This is a genomic window from Mycobacterium sp. 852014-52450_SCH5900713, from assembly GCF_001667075.1.
Lineage (GTDB): Bacteria > Actinomycetota > Actinomycetes > Mycobacteriales > Mycobacteriaceae > Mycobacterium.
Genome location: NZ_LZIL01000078.1, coordinates 1 through 13,628, shown reverse-complemented (window position 1 = coordinate 13,628; position 13,628 = coordinate 1). Strand labels below are relative to the sequence as shown.

Genomic DNA, 13,628 nt, shown 5'->3' with positions numbered 1-13,628 from the left:
TTCCCGCCGTCCGCGCCGGTAACCTGCAGCTATGGGTAAGACCACGGGGCGCTCCGGGACACCGGCGACGTCGGCAAAGCGTCCTCCGTGGGTGGTCGGCGCAGCCACGATCCTCACCTTCGTCGCGCTGCTTTACCTGATTGAGCTCATCGACCAGCTCACCCGGCATTCCCTGGACGAGAACGGCATCAGACCGCTGGAGGCCGACGGGCTGTGGGGGATCGTCTTTTCCCCGGTACTGCACGCCAGTTGGCAGCATCTGATGGCCAACACGGTCCCGCTGTTGGTGCTCGGCTTCCTCATGACGCTCGCCGGCCTGAGCCGGTTCGTCTGGGCCACCGCGATCGTGTGGATCCTCGGCGGCTTCGGCACTTGGCTGATCGGGGACATGGGCAGCTCCTGCGGGCCGACGGATCACATCGGGGCCTCCGGCCTGATCTTCGGCTGGCTGGCCTTCCTGCTCGTGTTCGGGATCTTCGTGCGCCGCTTCGCGGACATCGCGATCGGGCTGGTGGTGTTGTTCGCCTACGGCGGAGTGCTGCTGGGTGCCATGCCGGTGCTCGGCAGATGCGGTGGCGTGTCGTGGCAGGGTCACCTGTGCGGTGCGATCGCCGGCGTCGTCGCCGCGTACTGGTTGTCCGCGCCGGAACGCAAAGCCCGCGCGAAGAGAAAAGCCGGCGCCGCCACGCCGCGCCCCAAGACATGACCTCGCCGTTGGCGCCCGTCGGGATCTTCGACTCCGGCGTGGGGGGCCTGACCGTCGCGCGGGCCATCATCGACCAACTGCCCGACGAGGACATCGTCTATGTGGGCGACACGGGTCACGGGCCATACGGTCCGCTCACGATTCCCGAGGTCCGCGCGCACGCGTTGGCCATCGGGGACGACCTTGTCGGGCGCGGGGTGAAGGCGTTGGTGATTGCTTGCAACACCGCGTCCGCGGCTTGTCTGCGGGATGCCCGCGAGCGGTATGACGTACCGGTCGTCGAGGTGATCCTGCCGGCGGTCCGTCGTGCCGTCGCCACGACGCGCAACGGCCGCATCGGTGTCATCGGCACCCAGGCGACCATCAACTCGCACGCCTACCAGGACGCGTTCGCGGCCGCGCGCGACACCGAGGTCAGCGCCGTGGCCTGCCCGCGATTCGTCGACTTCGTGGAGCGCGGCGTGACCAGTGGCCGTCAGGTGCTCGGGCTGGCCGAGGGCTACCTCGAGCCGCTGCAACGCGCCCAGGTCGACACCCTGGTGCTCGGGTGCACGCATTACCCACTGCTGTCCGGGCTGATCCAGCTGGCCATGGGCGAGCAGGTGACGCTGGTGTCGAGCGCCGAGGAGACGGCCAAGGAGGTACTCCGCGTGCTCACCGAGCGTGACCTGCTGCGCCCGCATGACGCGCCGCCCGCGACCCGGGTCTTCGAAGCCACCGGCGACCCCGAGGCATTCACCAAGTTGGCCGCGCGATTCCTCGGTCCCGCGGTCACCGGCGTGCAGCCCGTTCACCACGTGCGGATCGACTAGTGCTGACGAGATTCTCATCACACCAATGCGGCGATGTTTTCGTCACGGTCCTATCGGGCATGGCACAGTAGTGTCCGTGCGAATAACCGTGCTCGGCTGCTCGGGCAGCGTGGTAGGGCCGGATTCGCCCGCGTCGGGATATCTGCTCCGGGCACCGGACACACCGCCGATGGTCATCGACTTCGGCGGCGGCGTGCTGGGCGCGCTCCAGCGCTATGCCGATCCCGCCTCCGTGCACGTGCTCTTGTCCCATCTGCACGCCGACCACTGCCTCGATTTGCCCGGTCTGTTCGTGTGGCGGCGCTACCACCCGTCGCGGCCGGACGGCAAGGCGTTGTTGTACGGCCCCGGCGACACCTGGTCTCGGCTGGGTGCGGCGTCGTCACCGTATGGCGGTGAAATCGACGACTGCTCAGACATTTTCGACGTTCGGCACTGGGTCGACGGCGAACCGGTCACGCTCGGCTCGCTGACCGTGACACCGCGGGTGGTCGCCCACCCCACCGAGTCGTACGGCCTGCGGTTCACCGATTCGACCGGCGCCTCGTTCGTCTACAGCGGCGATACTGGCGTCTGTGATCAGCTGGTCGAGCTGGCGCGGGACGCCGACGTCTTCCTTTGCGAAGCCTCTTGGACGCACTCGCCGGACCGCCCGCCCGCTCTGCATCTGTCGGGCACCGAGGCCGGCCGGATCGCGGCGCAGGCCGGCGTTCGCGAGCTGTTGTTGACCCACATCCCGCCGTGGACCTCACGCGAGGACGTGATCAGCGAGGCCAAGGCCGAGTTCGACGGCCCCGTACATGCGGTGGTGTGCGGCGAATCTTTCGATATCCGCCGCTCTGAAAGGGTCTGAGCAAGCCCGCGTTAGGGTTGGCGTCGTGACCAGAAGAGAAGACGGTCGTCTTGACGACGAGCTCCGTCCCGTAGTCATCACCCGCGGATTCACAGACCACCCCGCGGGATCCGTACTCATCGAATTCGGCCACACCAAGGTGATGTGCACCGCCAGCGTCACCGATGGGGTGCCGCGCTGGCGCAAGGGGTCGGGTTTGGGATGGCTGACCGCCGAGTACGCGATGCTGCCGTCGGCAACCCATACGCGCTCCGATCGCGAATCCGTGAAGGGGCGGCCGTCCGGGCGCACCCAGGAGATCAGCCGACTAATCGGCCGGTCGCTGCGGGCCTGCATCGATCTGGCGGCGTTGGGGGAGAACACCATTGCCGTCGACTGCGACGTGCTGCAGGCCGACGGCGGCACCCGCACCGCCGCCATCACGGGCGCCTTCGTGGCGCTGGCCGACGCCGTGACCTACCTGGCGGCGGCGGGCAAGTTGTCCGATCCGCGGCCGCTGTCGTGTGCCATCGCTGCGGTCAGCGTCGGGGTGGTCGACGGCAGGATCCGGGTGGACCTGCCCTACGAGGAAGACGCGCGGGCCGAGGTCGACATGAACGTCGTCGCCACCGACACCGGGACACTCGTGGAGGTGCAGGGCACCGGCGAGGGCGCGACGTTCCCGCGTTCGACGCTGGACAAATTGCTCGACGTGGCGCTAGCCGCTTGCGACAAGTTGTTCGCCGCCCAGCGCGAGGCGCTGGCCCTGCCCTATCCGGGTGAGCTGCCCGAGGGCTCGGCGCCGCCGAAGGCGTTCGGCAGCTGACCCGGCTTCTGGTCGGCAGCTTGACCTTGGCCTGACTGCCCGCGTTTACCATCGCCGACGCCGCGGCCAAGACGAGACCCCTTCCGGTCGGTCATGACTCGTCCTTCTGCAGCTCGAATATTGGGATGGTGCGTGTGGTTTTTGACTGGTAGTTCGCGAACGCGAACGCGGGTACGGTCGCGTTGATCTTGGGGATGATCGCCTGGCGTTCGGACGAGTCGAGCTCGTGCGCGACGACGTCGAACGAGTCGGAAGCGACTTCAACGCGCGCCCGCGGGTTGGCCCGCAGGTTGTGGACCCACCCCGGGTTGACGTCGGCGCCACCGTAACCCGCGACGATCAGCAGCTTGCCGTCGATACGGAAGACCACCAGCGGCGCGACGCGCGGCTCGCCGGACTTCGCGCCCTTCGTAGTGAGTAGCAACAGCTCGTTGCCCTCGAATCGTCCGCCGACCTTGCCGGCATTGGCGCGAAACTCATCGGTGATGTTGTTATTGAGCGCCTTGAGCGTCTCGTTATCGGGTTTTTGACTCACTCTGGACGAAGCTACTTCGGCGCCCTGGCTATTCCTTGCGGAGCGTGTCGCGTTGTACGCCGGCACTGCTGATGCCCTTCGCGTCGCCGACCCATATCTCGCGGTCCGTAAGGTGGCCGGGGTGCATCGGCAACGGCCCAGACGCCTATTTAGGAATAGATGATGACCCGGCTTCTGGTCGCCAGCCGCAACCGCAAGAAGCTGGCCGAATTGCGCCGGGTGCTCGACGCGGCCGGCCTGACGGGGTTGACACTGGTCTCATTGCATGACGTGCCGCCCTTCGACGAGGCGCCCGAAACGGGCGCGACGTTCGAGGACAACGCGTTGGCCAAGGCGCGGGATGCATTCGCCGCGACGGGCCTGGCTTCGGTGGCCGACGACTCCGGCCTGGAGGTGGCCGCTTTGAACGGCATGCCCGGTGTCCTGTCGGCGCGCTGGTCGGGTGATCACGGCGACGACGCCGCCAACACCGCGCTGCTGTTGGCGCAGTTGCGCGACGTGCCCGACGAACGGCGCGGAGCGGCGTTCGTGTCGGCGTGCGCCCTGGCCGGGCCGTCCGGCGAGGTCGTCGTCCGCGGGGAGTGGCCCGGCAGCATCGCCCGGGAACCGCGGGGGGACGGCGGCTTCGGGTATGACCCGGTTTTCATTCCAGAGGGTTCCGACCGCACCGCGGCCGAGCTCAGCCCCGAGGAGAAGGACGCGGTCTCCCATCGCGGTCGTGCTCTCGCTTCGCTAGTGCCGGCGCTGCGCGACCTGCCCTAGAGCCTGCCGAGTGTGAAGCTGGCCGCACGTTCGGCCTCGAGTGTGAAGCCAGCCGCACACTCGAGCCCTACAGCCCGAATCGGGCCTTCACATCCCTGGTCTGGACTTGCTCGACGATGATGCCCAGGAGGGGGATGGTGCCGGCAAGCAGCACACCGATCGTCTTGGGAATCGGCCACCGCACCTTGACCGCGAGATTGAACGCGGTCAGGACATAGATGAAGTACACCCAACCGTGAACCACCTCGATCCAGCGGATCTCGTGGTGCAAGACGAGATGCGAGACGATCTCGTAGCACAGCGCGATTAGCCACAGACCCGTCGCCCACGCCATGACCCGGTAGCCGAGCAACGCGGTGCGGATCTTCTCGACGGGGAATGCCGACGCTGATCTCTCCGGTGTGGTCATGCGGTGGTCCTGTTCTGTTTTTCGGTGTCTTGTTTGGCAAGCTCGGCCAGGTAGGCGTTGTACTCCGTCATGGCGGGGTCATCGGAAGTCTGTTGCGTCGGCTTGGGGCGCTCGGGCAGCAAGCCGGCGGGTATCTCGGTGACGGCGGCGTCCTGCCGAGGCTCCGGTGGCATCTCTTCGTAGCGCACGTACTTGCGGTACGCGTACACGCAGAACCAGGCGAACAGCGGCCACTGCAGCGCATAGCCGAGGTTCTGGAACGTGCCTGACACCGACTGGAACCTGGTCCACTGCCACCAGCCCAGCGCGAGGCAACCGCACGCCGCGACGATCACCAAGGCGATCAGCGCGGGCCTGCGACGATGCGTAGTGGACACCCCTTGACGGTACCGCTCACGATCTGGGTCCGACGAATTCGTCGAGGCGCCGCCGTCCGGTCGCTTCCTGTACTGGGCGGTACGATCGCTGAGGCGCGCGGGCGTGGCGAAATGGCATACGCGCCGGCTTTAGGTGCCGGTGCTCGAAAGAGCGTGAGGGTTCGAGTCCCTCCGCCCGCACTCATCTTCAAGGGCGGTCCATGCAGCGGTCTGACTGGCTTCGACATCATCAGCACGTGGTATTGGAGTGAGCTTTCTCTGGGCCCTTTTGGTACTTCTGTACGAAAACCGCCTCTCGGAGGCGGCTGTCACGCTAACCTCCCCCAAGGCGGCGCTCGGGACTGCCACGGCAGGTTCACAAGCCAAATTCAGGGGGAAATACGCATGGTTCGTTCTGTGCTCGTCGGCGCCGCAATGTTCATCTCGGCTGCCATCGGTTCGGCGCCCATCGCGAGCGCTCAACCGCCTTTAGTGGTCGCCCCGCTGTCGCCGCACGCGCCACTTCCGTTGTGCGGCGGCTACACCGACGTCGACGGAAACTGCGTGCCATCGCCGGACCACACCCGGAGCAACCTTCCGGACGGCGACGGCACATACAGCCACTCCCAACACAAGCAGGGGTCGGGCTCCTGGCACGGCGGCACCGGTCGGTCGAAATAGGTCAGCCTGCTTCGCTGCGTCGCCAATCGCGGTGTCTCCCTGAGGTCGTTGCGAGTCAGCCGATTTGGCTGCGAAATCGGCTGAGCAACATAAGGTTTCACTCCATGCGACGGGGGTAGGGCGAGGAGCTTTCGGCGTCCGAGGCGTTATCTCAACGCGAGGGATTGGGGCGGTGTTGGCCCGTTCTCGGCGGGCACGTCATGACGGGGAGAAGATCACGAGGCGGCGGTGATGATGGGTGAAAACCGCGAATCGGCCACCGCAAGCTCGCCGAGCTGAAGCGCAAAGAGTCCGAGGCCGACCTGGTTATCGACTAGGCGTCGAGGAAGCGTGCCCGAACCTCCGGCGGCGGCAGCGGACAGGTGTCGTACTTGCCGAAGATGCGGTAGCGGACGTCGGCGACCCTGTCGTATAGCCAGTCCCGTAGGGGAGTGGGGATGACGCGGGCGACCTCGAGCAGCTTCCACGGCCCGCCAAGGTAATCCACCACCCGCAACGCGGCGGCGGATCGCACGGCGACGCGTTCTCCAGGCTGCTCGGGCTCGTCGACGAACACCACGGAGTCCACGTCCTTGATGGATGGGTGCCGGGCAAAGACCGCTTGGGCGAAGTCGCTGTCCAAGGCCGCAAAGCGCAGGGTGCCGTGGTGATCGAACCGAAGTATCGTGCGCACCGCGGCGTTGCAGACGCCGCAGACCCCGTCGTAAAGCAACACGGGCGGCACCGTTTCGCTGCTCACGCTTCCAGGCTACTGGCCCAACAGCCCGCGGGCCACGAGTTGACCTTTGGTAAGGCAACCCTTAGTTTTGCGGTAACTTGTCGAGCGGAGGGTCCGCCGGGCCCCGGTTCGGTGAAGTCGTCGCGGAGTTGAGCGCCGCAGGAAGGGACCGTTGATGGCGCGCGGGTTCTCCGGTGTGATGTTGCGAAGCTTCGGCGCACGTGACCACACCGCAACGGTGATCGAAACCGTCCGGATTGCGCCGCATTTCGTGCGGGTGCGCATGACATCCCCGACGTTGTTCGAAGACGTGGACGCCGAGCCCGCCGCGTGGCTGCGGTTCTGGTTTCCGGACCCGGACGGATCCAACACCGAGTTCCAGCGTGCCTACACGATCTCGGAGGCCGACGTCCCCAGCGGCCGCTTCGCCGTCGACGTCGTGCTGCACGAGCCCGCCGGCCCGGCGTCGAAGTGGGCGCGCACCGTGCAGCCCGGCGCGACGATCGCCGTCATGGCGCTGATGGGCTCGTCCCGATTCGACGTGCCCGACGAACAGCCGGCCGGCTATCTGCTGATCGGCGACTCGGCGTCGATCCCGGGGATGAACGGGATCATCGGGGTCATCCCCGACGACGTCCCGATCGAGATGTATCTCGAGCAGCACGACGACAACGACGTCCTGATCCCGCTCGCCCAGCATCCTCGCCTGCAAGTGCACTGGGTCACGCGGCGCGACGAGCGGTCGCTTGCCGCGGCGATTGATAATCGCGACTGGTCCAACTGGTATGCCTGGGCCACGCCCGAGGCGGCGGTGCTCAAGCACGTGCGGACACGGCTGCGCGACGAGTTCGGTTTCCCCAAGTCGGTAATACATGCGCAGGCGTACTGGAGTGCCGGGCGTGCGATGGGCACCCGCCGCGGCGACGAGCCGGAGCCGGTGAATGACGTTGTCCCCGAGCATGTTTGCCCACCAAAGCCGCCTGACAAGACGCCCGCCCCCGCGGCCCGGGGAAGTTGGCGCGCCCAGGGCGCCGGCCGGTTGCTCGCGCCGCTGCGGTCGGCGCTGATCCTCTCCGGTGTGTTGCAGGCCGTCATCACGGTGGTGCAGCTGGCGCCGTTCGTGCTGTTGGTCGAGCTGTCCCGGCTGCTGGTCGCCGGGGCACCCGCATCGCGACTCTGGGACGTAGGGATCGCCGCTGTCGCGCTGCTCGGAACGGGAACCGTGCTGGGTGCGGCCCTCACGCTGTGGTTGCACGTCATCGACGCGCGATTCGCCGCCGACCTGCGTTCGCGGTTGTTGCGCAAGCTATCTCGGCTACCGCTGGGCTGGTTCACCGCGCGCGGATCGGGCTCGATCAAACAGCTGCTGCAGGACGACACGCTCTCACTGCACTATCTGGTCACCCACGCCATCCCCGACGCGGTCGCGGCGATCGTCGCGCCAGTCGCGGTGCTGGTCTACCTCTTCGTCGTCGACTGGCGCGTAGCGCTCGTGCTATTCCTGCCCGTCCTGGTGTACCTGGTGTTGACGTCGTCACTCACCATTCAGTCGGGCCCGCGCATCCCCCAATCACAGCGCTGGGCCGAGAAGATGAGCGGTGAGGCCGGCGCCTACCTGGAGGGCCAGCCGGTGATCCGCGTCTTCGGCGGGGCGGCCCCATCAAGCTTCCGCCGCCGCCTGGACGAGTACGTCGAATTCCTGGTCTCCTGGCAGCGCCCGCTGGCCGGCAAGAAGACGCTCATGGACCTGGTTACCCGGCCGTCGACATTCCTGTGGCTGATCGCGCTCACGGGCACCCTGCTCACCGTCACGGGGCGAATGGATCCGGTGAACCTCTTGCCGTTCCTGTTGTTGGGCACCACCTTCGGCGCGCGACTGCTCGGGATCGCGTACGGGGTCGGCGGTATCAGTGCCGGCATGCTTGCCGCCCGGCGCCTGCAGAACACGCTCGACGAGCCCGAGCTCGACGTGCGTGAGCAGGAGCGGTCCGGAGATTCGTCGGCGGCGGTGGCGTTCGACGACGTCAGTTTCGGCTATCGCCCGGGGGTTCCGGTGATCCAGGGCGTCTCGCTGACGCTGCGGCCCGGCACGGTCACCGCCCTCGTGGGGCCGTCGGGGTCCGGCAAGTCGACGTTGGCCGCCCTCCTGGCCCGCTTTCACGATGCCGACCAGGGCGTGATACGCGTTGGGGGACAAGATATCCGGGCGATGACCGCCGACGAACTCTACGCAAAGGTCGGCTTCGTCCTGCAGGAGACGCAGCTGGTGCACGGCACCGTCGCGGAGAACGTCGCGCTGGCCGTCCCCGATGCCACCGAGGGGCAGATCCAGGAGGCGGCGCGTCAGGCGCAGATCCACGACCGGATCATGCGATTGCCCAACGGCTACGACACCGTGCTGGGCGCGGAAACCGCCCTTTCGGGCGGCGAACGACAGCGGCTGACCATCGCCCGGGCGATCCTGGCGGATACCCCGGTGCTGATCCTGGACGAGGCCACCGCGTTCGCCGATCCGGAATCGGAATACCTTGTGCAGCAAGCGCTTAGCCGGTTGACTCAGGATCGAACCGTTTTGGTGATCGCCCATCGATTGCACACCATCACCGGAGCCGACCAGATCGTCGTGCTCGACCACGGCCGGATCGCCGAACGCGGCACGCACGACGAGCTTTTTGCCGCTGACGGTCGGTATCGACGGCTGTGGGAGCGTGGCCGTCGAGAACCGGTCGCGGCCACCACGGTTCAGGAGGGGGCGCGATGATCCGCACGTGGTTGGGCTTGGTGCCCGCGGATCGCCGCGCCAAGGTGATCGCCTACGCCGCGCTCGCGGTGCTCTCGGTGGTGGTGCGGGCGGTGGCCACCGTCCTGCTGGTTCCCTTGGTGGGCGCCCTGTTCGGCGATGATCCGCGCCGCGCGCTGGTGTGGCTGGGCTGGCTCTCCGCCGCCACCGTGATCGGATGGGTGATCGACACCGCGACCGCGCGCATCGGCTTCGGCCTCGGCTTTGCCGTGCTCGACCACAGCCAGCACGATGTGGCGGACCGGTTGCCCGGCGTCCGGCTGGACTGGTTCACCGCCGAGCACACCGCGACCGCACGGCAGGCGATTGCCGCCACGGGACCCGAACTGGTCGGCCTCGTCGTCAACCTGTTGACCCCGCTGATCTCGGCCATCCTGCTGCCCGCGGCCATCGGGCTGGCCTTACTCCCGGTTTCATGGCAGCTCGGCGCGGCCGCGCTGGGCGGCGTGCCCCTGCTGCTGGGGGCGCTGTGGGCGTCGGCGCGGCTGACGCGGCGAGCCGACGCCGCGGCCGACGAAGCCAATGGCGCCCTCACCGAACGGATCATCGAGTTCGCCCGCACCCAGCAGGCGTTGCGGGCCGCGCGGCGCGTCGAGCCCGCGCGCAGCCTGGTCGGGGATGCGCTGGCCGCGCAGCACGGTGCGACCATGCGGCTGTTGTCCATGCAGATCCCGGGCCAGCTGCTGTTCAGCCTTGCCAGCCAGCTCTCCCTGATCCTGCTGGCAGGCGCGGCCGCCGCGCTGACGGTAAACAAGACGGTCACGATCCCGGAAGCCATCGCCCTGATCGTCGTGATCGTGCGCTATCTGGAGCCGTTCACCACGATCAGCGAGCTGGCACCGGCGTTGGAGAGCACCCGCGCCACGCTCGATCGCATTCGCTCGGTCCTCACCGCGCCGCTGATGAACGCCGGGGCGGCCACGTTGCCCGACGCCGCCGCGGCGCCGCGCATCGAGTTCGACGACGTCACTTTTCGCTATGACGGTGCGACCGTGCCGGTGCTCGATGGGGTGAGCTTCACCTTGGCGCCGGGGGGCACCACGGCGATCGTCGGACCGTCAGGATCGGGCAAGAGCACCATCCTGGCGCTGATCGCCGGACTGCACGAACCCACCCGCGGCCGGGTCCTGATCGACGGCGTCGACACGGCGACGCTGGACGCCGAAGCCCGCCGGGCGGCGAGCAGCGTGGTGTTCCAACATCCCTATCTCTTCCACGGGTCGATCCGCGACAACGTGTTCGCCGGGGATCCCGGCGCCGGCGACGGCCAGTTCAAACGAGCCGTCGCCCTCGCCCGTGTAGATGAACTCATCAATCGGCTGCCCGACGGTGCCGACACGATCGTCGGCGAGGCCGGTTCCGCGCTTTCCGGGGGTGAACGCCAACGGGTCAGCATCGCGCGGGCACTGCTCAAGCCGGCGCCGATCCTGCTGGTCGACGAGGCGACCAGCGCCCTGGACACCGAGAACGAGGCCGCGGTGGTCGACGCGCTCACACTAGACCCGCGCTCACGCACCCAGGTGATCGTCGCGCACCGGTTGGCCAGCATCAGCCACGCCGACCGCGTCCTGTTTCTGGACGACGGCCGAGTGATCGAGGACGGCACGGTCGACGAATTGCTTGCGGCGGGTGGGCGTTTCGACGAGTTCTGGCGCCAGCAGCACGAGGCCGCCGACTGGCGGATTCTCGCGGACTAGGTCACCGTAGTTGACCGCAGCACTTGCGGTATGCCTTACAGTTTGTCAGTCGGACGGAGCGGTCCGGGTACAGGAGGCGTGCTGTTCATGAGTGCTGTGGTGTCGATTCCGCGGTATCCCGGCGACGTGACCCCGCAATGGCTGTCGGCCGCGCTCAGCGGGCGTGGCGCCCCTGTCGAGGTCGCCGACGTCGACGTGGTCGCGATCGGCACCGGGCAGACCGGTGCCACCTACCGAGTGTGCGCCCGCTACGCGACCGACCCCGGTGACTTGCCGCAGACCTTCGTCATCAAACTGCCGGCCCTGGACGACACCGTGCGCGACCGGGTCGTCATCGGATATCGCAGCGAATGCGCGTTCTACTCATCCGTGGCGGACCGGGTGCAGGTGCCGACGCCGCAGTGCTTCTACTCCGAGATCACCGAGGATGCGATGGATTTTGCGTTGCTCCTCGCCGACCAGGCGCCGGCGGTGCAGGGCGATCAGCTGGCCGGTTGCGGGGAGACGGAAGCGCGCCTCGCGGTTACCGCTCTGGCCGGGCTGCACGCGCCCAGCTGGTGTGATCCCGTCTGGCTCGACTTCCCGGGCATCGCGTTCGCCAGGCCGGACGAGGCGGGCGCCGGCGGCATGGGCGAAGTGGCGAAGATGAGCGCCGATATCACGCTGGACAAGCTGGGCGACCGGATGAGCGCCGAAGACCGCGAGACCTTCAGCACGGCAATGGGTTTGGTCACGCCGTGGCTGCTCTCCGAGTATGACCGGTTCGCCCTGCTGCACGGCGACTATCGCCTGGATAACCTGCTCTTCGACCCGGACCAGACCCGGGTCAGCGTGGTCGACTGGCAGACGCTCGGCGTCGGTTTGCCGGCCAGGGATCTCGCCTACTTCACCGCGACGAGTCTCAATTCGCAGCTGCGCGCGAGTATCGAAGAGGAGCTCGTCGCCGACTATCACCGCGCCTTGGTGGCCTGCGGCGTCACCGGCTATGACGGCCAAACATGTTGGCGCGATTACCGGCTCGGGGTGTTGCAGGCGCCGCTGATCTCGGCGCTGGGGTTCGCGTTCGCCGCCGCCACCGAACGCGGCGACGACATGGTGCTGACCATGCTCGGCCGAGGCTGTCGAGCGATCCGCGAACTCGGGACGCTGGAACTGATCGGCTGAGAACTCTACAGGTCGCCGGTGAAATCCGCGCTGAGCCAGCGGTCGGGGCGAATGGTGAACAACACCTCTTCCACGCCCTCCATGCTGCGGATGAACGCGCGGCCGCCTTCCTCACCGAGGTAGCGGATGGCGACTGCCTCCTGCACGTCGGCCGGGGCAGGCTTGGTGGTATCGACGATCGTGCCCTCGACCACCACGTATTGGTAGGGGGGCTCCTCGCGCTGGACCACCAGCGTCACCTTGCCCGCCCGCTCGATGAGCCGCGCCTTGCGGCTGGACGCTCCGGTCATGATCCGGACGTCGCCACCGGGGGTGTAGTCGTACCAGATCGGGACGCTGGCGGGCGGCCGGCCGTCGGCGGCGTCGACGGACAGCACGGCCACGTGCTTGGCGGCCAGAAACTCCTGACGTTCGCTCTCGGTGAAGGCTTTCATGTGCCCTGCAAGCGCCGATGCCGGTGAATATATTCCCGGGATCGGGCGACCGGTCAGTACTGGGTCGAGCCCTGATCGACCGGGATGCGGGCAGCGGTCACCTTGCGGGACTCATCGCTGGCCAGCCAGCACACCGTATCGGCGATCTCCTCCGGCTCGGCAACCCAGTCGGGCAGGAATGGGGTGAGGACGTTGGACAGCTGGGGGTTGGTCTCCATGGCCTTGCCCACCGCCGCGACCATGTCGCCCGTTCCCATCGGAGTGTTCACCGGTCCGGGATGAACGCTGTTCACGCGAATCGAATGCTTGCCCAGCTCGGCGGCGAAAGCCCGCGCCATTCCGGTGACGGCGTGCTTGCTTGCGGTGTAGTGAATCATGAACGGCTGCATCTTCATGCCGGCCGCGGAACTGATCAGAATGATGGAGCCGCCGCGGCCCCCCTCGATGATCCTGTCGGCGCCGGCCATCACGGTGTTCCAGGTACCGGTCACGTTGATGTCCATGACGTCGCGGAAGTTTTCCGGCGTGATGTCGTTCCAGGCCTGCGGGGCCGCGACCCCGGCGTTGGCGACGATGATGTCGAGTCGCCCGAAAGTCTCGACACCGTCGTCGACCGCCTTGCGAATCCCCTCGAAGTCGCGGGTGTCCACCACCGAGGCGATGATCCGGCGGTTCGTTTCCTCAACCAGGCGAACGGTCTCGCTCAGATCGTCGGGAGTCGCCGGGTCGTAGGGGACGCAGGACGGCAGCTTTCCGGCGATGTCGACGGCGATGATGTCGGCGCCCTCTCGCGCCAGACGAACGGCGTGGGGGCGGGCCCGCCCCCCCCCCCCGGCGGGGCGGTAAAGCCCCCAGCGCGACACCAGTGGCCGGAGAATATTTTGCCACAGATGGAT

Annotated in this window: 15 protein-coding genes and 1 tRNA gene; 10 read left to right on the top strand and 6 right to left on the bottom strand. The window is 67.5% G+C overall.

Annotation, left to right across the window (positions count from 1 at the left end; all coding sequences use genetic code 11):
- The first annotated feature begins 31 nt into the window (after positions 1–31).
- The 4 genes from A5773_RS23190 (at position 32) to rph (ending at position 3,176) form a co-directional block, all read left to right on the top strand.
- Positions 32–706, top strand: coding sequence for a rhomboid family intramembrane serine protease (locus tag A5773_RS23190; RefSeq protein ID WP_066948358.1), 675 nt, complete (start codon positions 32–34; stop codon positions 704–706).
- A complete protein-coding gene (gene murI / locus A5773_RS23185) occupies positions 703–1,518 on the top strand; it encodes a glutamate racemase (protein WP_067261897.1) in 816 nt (271 codons plus the stop codon). Before A5773_RS23190 ends, murI begins: the two co-directional genes overlap by 4 nt.
- 70 nt (positions 1,519–1,588) lie before the next feature.
- Complete coding sequence (locus A5773_RS23180; protein WP_066948350.1) at positions 1,589–2,371, top strand: cyclic nucleotide-degrading phosphodiesterase; 783 nt, start codon at positions 1,589–1,591, stop codon at positions 2,369–2,371.
- 25 nt (positions 2,372–2,396) lie between these two features.
- Complete coding sequence (gene rph / locus A5773_RS23175; protein ID WP_067261895.1) at positions 2,397–3,176, top strand: ribonuclease PH; 780 nt, start codon at positions 2,397–2,399, stop codon at positions 3,174–3,176.
- A 91-nt stretch (positions 3,177–3,267) separates the two neighbouring features.
- Here the strand turns inward: rph and A5773_RS23170 are convergent, their stop codons facing one another.
- Positions 3,268–3,711: a nitroreductase family deazaflavin-dependent oxidoreductase gene (locus A5773_RS23170; RefSeq protein ID WP_067261892.1), complete on the bottom strand. Its 444-nt coding sequence runs from the start codon at positions 3,709–3,711 to the stop codon at positions 3,268–3,270.
- A 159-nt stretch (positions 3,712–3,870) separates the two neighbouring features.
- Between A5773_RS23170 and rdgB the strand changes: the two genes are divergently transcribed.
- Positions 3,871–4,473, top strand: coding sequence for an RdgB/HAM1 family non-canonical purine NTP pyrophosphatase (gene rdgB / locus A5773_RS23165; protein ID WP_197505383.1), 603 nt, complete (start codon positions 3,871–3,873; stop codon positions 4,471–4,473).
- Positions 4,474–4,540: 67 nt separating this feature from the next.
- Here rdgB and A5773_RS23160 read toward each other — a convergent pair whose 3' ends face one another.
- The gene (locus A5773_RS23160; protein ID WP_066948327.1) at positions 4,541–4,882 is read right to left on the bottom strand and encodes a DUF3817 domain-containing protein; all 342 of its coding nucleotides are present in this window, start codon (positions 4,880–4,882) and stop codon (positions 4,541–4,543) included.
- Positions 4,879–5,259: a hypothetical protein gene (locus A5773_RS23155; RefSeq protein WP_067261890.1), complete on the bottom strand. Its 381-nt coding sequence runs from the start codon at positions 5,257–5,259 to the stop codon at positions 4,879–4,881. Before A5773_RS23155 ends, A5773_RS23160 begins: the two co-directional genes overlap by 4 nt.
- A gap of 97 nt (positions 5,260–5,356) precedes the next feature.
- On the opposite strand from A5773_RS23155, the gene A5773_RS23150 reads away from it, so the two are divergent.
- Together A5773_RS23150 and A5773_RS23145 are read left to right on the top strand one after the other, a co-directional pair.
- Positions 5,357–5,439 (top strand) — tRNA-Leu (locus tag A5773_RS23150).
- 204 nt (positions 5,440–5,643) lie between these two features.
- Positions 5,644–5,919 (top strand): DUF3761 domain-containing protein, encoded by a 276-nt coding sequence (locus A5773_RS23145; protein WP_082948362.1) that lies wholly within the window; start codon positions 5,644–5,646, stop codon positions 5,917–5,919.
- Positions 5,920–6,232: 313 nt separating this feature from the next.
- Here A5773_RS23145 and A5773_RS23140 read toward each other — a convergent pair whose 3' ends face one another.
- Entirely contained in the window at positions 6,233–6,658 is a 426-nt protein-coding gene (locus A5773_RS23140) for a thiol-disulfide oxidoreductase DCC family protein (RefSeq protein WP_066948318.1), read from the bottom strand.
- Positions 6,659–6,812: 154 nt separating this feature from the next.
- On the opposite strand from A5773_RS23140, the gene A5773_RS23135 reads away from it, so the two are divergent.
- From A5773_RS23135 to A5773_RS23125, 3 genes are all read left to right on the top strand, one after another.
- On the top strand, positions 6,813–9,398 hold the full coding sequence (locus A5773_RS23135; RefSeq protein ID WP_067261886.1) for an ABC transporter ATP-binding protein/permease: 2,586 nt from the start codon (positions 6,813–6,815) through the stop codon (positions 9,396–9,398).
- The gene (locus tag A5773_RS23130; protein ID WP_067261884.1) at positions 9,395–11,134 is read left to right on the top strand and encodes an ABC transporter ATP-binding protein; all 1,740 of its coding nucleotides are present in this window, start codon (positions 9,395–9,397) and stop codon (positions 11,132–11,134) included. The genes A5773_RS23135 and A5773_RS23130 overlap by 4 nt, the downstream gene beginning before the upstream one ends.
- Before the next feature lie 87 nt (positions 11,135–11,221).
- The gene (locus A5773_RS23125) at positions 11,222–12,298 is read left to right on the top strand and encodes a phosphotransferase family protein (RefSeq protein ID WP_067261999.1); all 1,077 of its coding nucleotides are present in this window, start codon (positions 11,222–11,224) and stop codon (positions 12,296–12,298) included.
- 5 nt (positions 12,299–12,303) lie between these two features.
- Here A5773_RS23125 and A5773_RS23120 read toward each other — a convergent pair whose 3' ends face one another.
- Together A5773_RS23120 and A5773_RS23115 are read right to left on the bottom strand one after the other, a co-directional pair.
- Positions 12,304–12,732 (bottom strand): pyridoxamine 5'-phosphate oxidase family protein, encoded by a 429-nt coding sequence (locus A5773_RS23120; protein WP_066948308.1) that lies wholly within the window; start codon positions 12,730–12,732, stop codon positions 12,304–12,306.
- Positions 12,733–12,785: 53 nt separating this feature from the next.
- Complete coding sequence (locus tag A5773_RS23115; RefSeq protein ID WP_067793060.1) at positions 12,786–13,598, bottom strand: mycofactocin-coupled SDR family oxidoreductase; 813 nt, start codon at positions 13,596–13,598, stop codon at positions 12,786–12,788.
- Between the last annotated feature and the right edge of the window lie 30 nt (positions 13,599–13,628).